Origin of the sequence: uncultured Amaricoccus sp. (assembly GCF_937891315.1) — a bacterium.
GTDB lineage: Bacteria > Pseudomonadota > Alphaproteobacteria > Rhodobacterales > Rhodobacteraceae > Amaricoccus.
This window is the reverse complement of sequence record NZ_CALAGI010000162.1, coordinates 1-3,534: the sequence shown is the minus strand read 5'-3', so window position 1 is coordinate 3,534 and position 3,534 is coordinate 1. Positions and strand designations below refer to the sequence as shown.

The following is a 3,534-nucleotide window of genomic DNA, read 5'->3' as shown; positions in this document are numbered from 1 at the left end:
GAGTCTTGATTTAGCGCAATATCTTGACCACCAGACGATTCCGTCTGGTTGGATAGTGCTCTAGGTCGTCATGTCCGCGACGATCACCGCCGGGGTGCCGGCGAGGGTGACGACGCGGCTCGCGAGGCGGTCGGCTTCGGCGCGTGAATGGGTGACGAACACTGTCGCGGTGTCGCGCGCGGCGAGGAGGCGGGCGGTCAGGGTCAGCATCTCCTCGACGCGGGCGGGGTCCAGCGAGACGAAGGGCTCGTCCATCAGCAAGAGCTCGGGCGCGGCGGCCAGCGCGCGGGCGAAGGCGAGGCGGCGCCGCTGGCCGAGCGAGAGCTGGAGCGGCAGTGCTTCCTCACGGCCTTCGAGCCCGACCTCGGCCAGCAGACGGTCGGCGGCATCGGCCGAGGCGCCGGTGGTCAGCCGGATATTGGCGCGGGCGTCGCGCCAGGGCAGCAGGGTCGGCTCCTGGAACACCATCGCCGTCCGCTCCGGCCGCCGGAGCGTGCCATCGAACTCGGTATCAAGGCCGGCGAGGATGCGCAGCAGCGTGGTCTTGCCGATGCCGGAGGCGCCGGTCAGCGCGACGATCTCGCCCTTGCCGATCGAGAGGCGCAGAGCGCCGAGCACCCGCGTCGCGCCGAAGAACTTGGCGCGCAGCGCGAGGTCGAGGACCGGCGCGCTCATCGGTCGGTGACGCGGGGCGGTCACGGGCGGCGCCACGCGGTCACCCAACGCTCCCACGGCTGGAAGATCAGCGCCTCGATCAGCAGCATCACCGCGATGAAGCTGAGCGCGTAGGCGAGCACCATGCCGACGTCGAACAACTGGAAATAGAGGTGGATCTGGAAGCCGACACCATTCGAGCGGCCGAGGAACTCCACCACCAGCACGATCTTCCAGATCAGCGCGATGCCGGAGCGGCCGGCGGCCGCGACATAGGGCGCGAGTTGCGGCGCGACCACGTGGCGCAGGCGGGCGACACGCCCCATGCGAAAAACGCGGGCCATGTCATCGAGCCGGGGATCGAGGGCGCGCGCGCCTTCGCGCACCATGACGACCACGGTCGGGATCTTGTTCGCCGCGACGGCCAGCACCGCGGCGGTCTCGTTGAGTCCGATCCAGAGATAGGCGAGCACGATGGTGACGAGCGCGGGCAGGTTCAGGAACACGATGAGCCAGGGGTCGAGCCAGCGGTCCGCGCGCCGGTTCCGACCCATGAAGAGGCCGAGCGCCAACCCGATCACCATGGCGAGCACGAAGGAAAGCGCGACCCGGGTCAGGGTCGCGGCCATGTTGGAGAAGAGCGCGCCGGAAGCGGCCTCGCGGGCGATCAGCGGCCCGACGACCCAGGGCCCCGGCAGCAGGCGGGGGTTGGTCTGCAGCAGGGAGAGCACGCACCAGAGAAGGAGCAACGCGGCGATCGAGCCGAGCGCGACCCAGGGACCACCCGAGAGCGGGCCCGCCGTCCTCGGGGGCGCGACGGTTCCGCCGGTCTGGCCGCTGCCCGTTTCGTCGATCGCCGTCCCGCCAAACGCCGTCTGGTCGGGCAGGTCAGCTTCCCGGCTGGACAAAGAGACCCTCGGGCAGGCTGGTGGCGGTGCCGACCAGTTCCTCGCCGCCGATGCGTGCCATCAGCGCCAGCATCTCGCCGGCCGCCGCCTCGTCCACCGGCGCGGCGCTCGGGGTGCCGGCGATGAAGCCCGCCTTCAACGCCTCGAACTCCGCGTCGTCGGCCGCGTTCATCATCGGCCGCAGCGCCTCCCAGGCGGCGGGATCGCTGGCCAGAAGCTCCTTCGCCTGGTGCGAGGCCTTCGCGAGGCCCGCCACCATCTCGGGATGCTCGCGCATGAAGTCGCCGCGCACCACATAGCCGAGCAGCGGCGTCTCGGGATCGAGCCCGAGCGCCTGGGCGGCGGTATCGACGCTGATCAGTTCGCGCATGCCGGCGACCTTCATCTTGGCGAGGAAATGCCAGAAATTGATCGCGCCGCCGACCTCGCCCTTTTCGGCCACCTCGGCGATCAGCGGCGGCGCGCCGAACACCTGTTCCGTCTCGTCGGCGAGGTCGAAGCCATATTCCTTTTCCGAATAGGCGCGCAGCAGCATCCAGCTCTTGTCGAGCGGACCACCGGCGACGCCGATCTTCTGGCCCTTGAGATCGGCGAGGGTCTGGGCCGGGCTGTCGCCGGGCACCATCAGGCCGCCGACCGCCTTGGAATAGGGAATGAAGACGAAATCATCGCCGGCCGCGCGCTGGCGGGCGACCCAGATCCAGTCCGAGACGATGGCCTCGACCGCGCCGCCCTGGAAGGCGACCTGCGCCGCCGGGCCGGCGGCCACGTCCATCACCTCGAGCGTGAAGCCGTTCGCGGTGTCGAAGCCATTGCGCTTGATGGTGTCCAGCTCCCAGTTCACCGTGCCGGCCTTCTGCGCGGCGATCCGCAGCACCGGCGCGTCCGCGAACGCGGCGCCGCCAACGATCAAGGCGGCCCCGAGGCAGGCGGCCAGTCCCTTCAATCCGATCATGCTTCCCCTCCCGATTTCGTCCGGCCCGCGTTCCCGTCAGCCGCCCGAGGCATCGACGCGGCGGCCCCTGTTCTTGCGCCGGAATCTATACGCCTTTGGTCGCGGCGGGTATGAGACTTAGGACGCAGCTTGCCCGCCAGAGATAGCGCCGGGCGGCGTGATTTCCAAACCGTGTCGGACCTTCACCGCTCCGGGCGCGGTTTGCCGAGCACATGCTCCACGCCGCCGCCGATATGGGGCGGACGCGCGCGGGGCTTCCCTTGTCCCGTCCGCGCGCGCCATGACGGCGCCATCGTGGCCGGGCATCCGCCGCGCCCATCCCCAGCCACCGACGGTGCCCGGCGCACACGTCACGAGCCTCGTCGCCGTCACCGGCGCGGCGGAGGAGCAGGGCCTCGCCACCCGCGCCGAGCACCGTGCGCTCTGGGTGCACCGCCCGGTCGGGGAGGCGGCGAGCCCGGCGCCGCCAATGGCCGCGCTCGAAAGGCACGCGTTCGCGGAAGGCGACGGCTTCGTCTGGATCGCGGCGGAGGCGGGCGTCGCGAAGGCGCCGCGGACCCATGTCCTCGGGATACGCGGCCATCCGCCCCAATTGGCTGCGTGCCAGCGGCTACTGACTTCGCGGCGCGGCCGACGCTCACGTGACAGTCGAGGATTGATCGTGAATTGACCGGGCGCATCCGCGCCGGCAAGCGGTGACCCGGAGCGGAGTCCGATCCGGCAAAGCCGGTTCGTCCACTCCAGAGTCTTGATTTGACGCAATATCCTGACCACCAGACGATTCCGTCTGGTTGGATATTGCTCTAGTCGATGCCGATCATCACGTCGCTCGCCTTCACGACGGCGTAGGCGGCGGCGCCTTCCGTGAGACCGAGCGCCTCGACCGACTCGTTGGTGATCGAGGCCGTCACGACGGTTCCGCCGACATCTATGAGCACATGGCTGGTCACCGCCCCCCTGTTATACCAGCCGCCCGAACTCCTGACTCGCGCGGGATTCCCATGGGTTGCCGGATGT

The 3,534-nt window shown here is 69.8% G+C and carries 4 protein-coding genes and 1 pseudogene; 1 reads left to right on the top strand and 4 read right to left on the bottom strand.

Going from position 1 to position 3,534, the window contains the following annotated elements; genetic code table 11:
• Positions 1 to 60 precede the first annotated feature (60 nt).
• From Q0480_RS16170 to Q0480_RS16160, 3 genes are all read right to left on the bottom strand, one after another.
• A complete protein-coding gene (locus Q0480_RS16170; RefSeq protein WP_299134470.1) occupies positions 61 to 675 on the bottom strand; it encodes an ATP-binding cassette domain-containing protein in 615 nt (204 codons plus the stop codon).
• Between the two features lie 20 nt (positions 676 to 695).
• Positions 696 to 1,412 carry an ABC transporter permease gene (locus Q0480_RS16165; RefSeq protein WP_299134473.1) on the bottom strand — a complete coding sequence of 239 codons (717 nt, stop codon included), beginning with the start codon at positions 1,410 to 1,412 and terminating at the stop codon, positions 696 to 698.
• Positions 1,413 to 1,542: 130 nt separating this feature from the next.
• Positions 1,543 to 2,517 (bottom strand): ABC transporter substrate-binding protein, encoded by a 975-nt coding sequence (locus Q0480_RS16160; RefSeq protein WP_299134468.1) that lies wholly within the window; start codon positions 2,515 to 2,517, stop codon positions 1,543 to 1,545.
• 280 nt (positions 2,518 to 2,797) lie between these two features.
• Here Q0480_RS16160 and Q0480_RS16155 point away from each other — a divergent pair, with 280 nt between their 5' ends.
• Positions 2,798 to 3,187 (top strand): SIP domain-containing protein, encoded by a 390-nt coding sequence (locus Q0480_RS16155; protein WP_299134466.1) that lies wholly within the window; start codon positions 2,798 to 2,800, stop codon positions 3,185 to 3,187.
• A 133-nt stretch (positions 3,188 to 3,320) separates the two neighbouring features.
• On the opposite strand, the pseudogene Q0480_RS16150 reads toward Q0480_RS16155, so the two are convergent.
• A pseudogene (locus Q0480_RS16150) lies at positions 3,321 to 3,473 on the bottom strand (TOBE domain-containing protein); the annotation flags it as partial.
• Between the last annotated feature and the right edge of the window lie 61 nt (positions 3,474 to 3,534).

Excerpts from the sequence above, each read along its gene's own strand:
- Q0480_RS16170 (WP_299134470.1), bottom strand. The coding sequence starts at position 675 with ATGAGCGCGCCGGTCCTCGACCTCGCGCTGCGCGCCAAGTTCTTCGGC.
- Q0480_RS16160 (WP_299134468.1), bottom strand. The coding sequence starts at position 2,517 with ATGATCGGATTGAAGGGACTGGCCGCCTGCCTCGGGGCCGCCTTGATC.
- Q0480_RS16155 (WP_299134466.1), top strand. The coding sequence starts at position 2,798 with ATGACGGCGCCATCGTGGCCGGGCATCCGCCGCGCCCATCCCCAGCCA.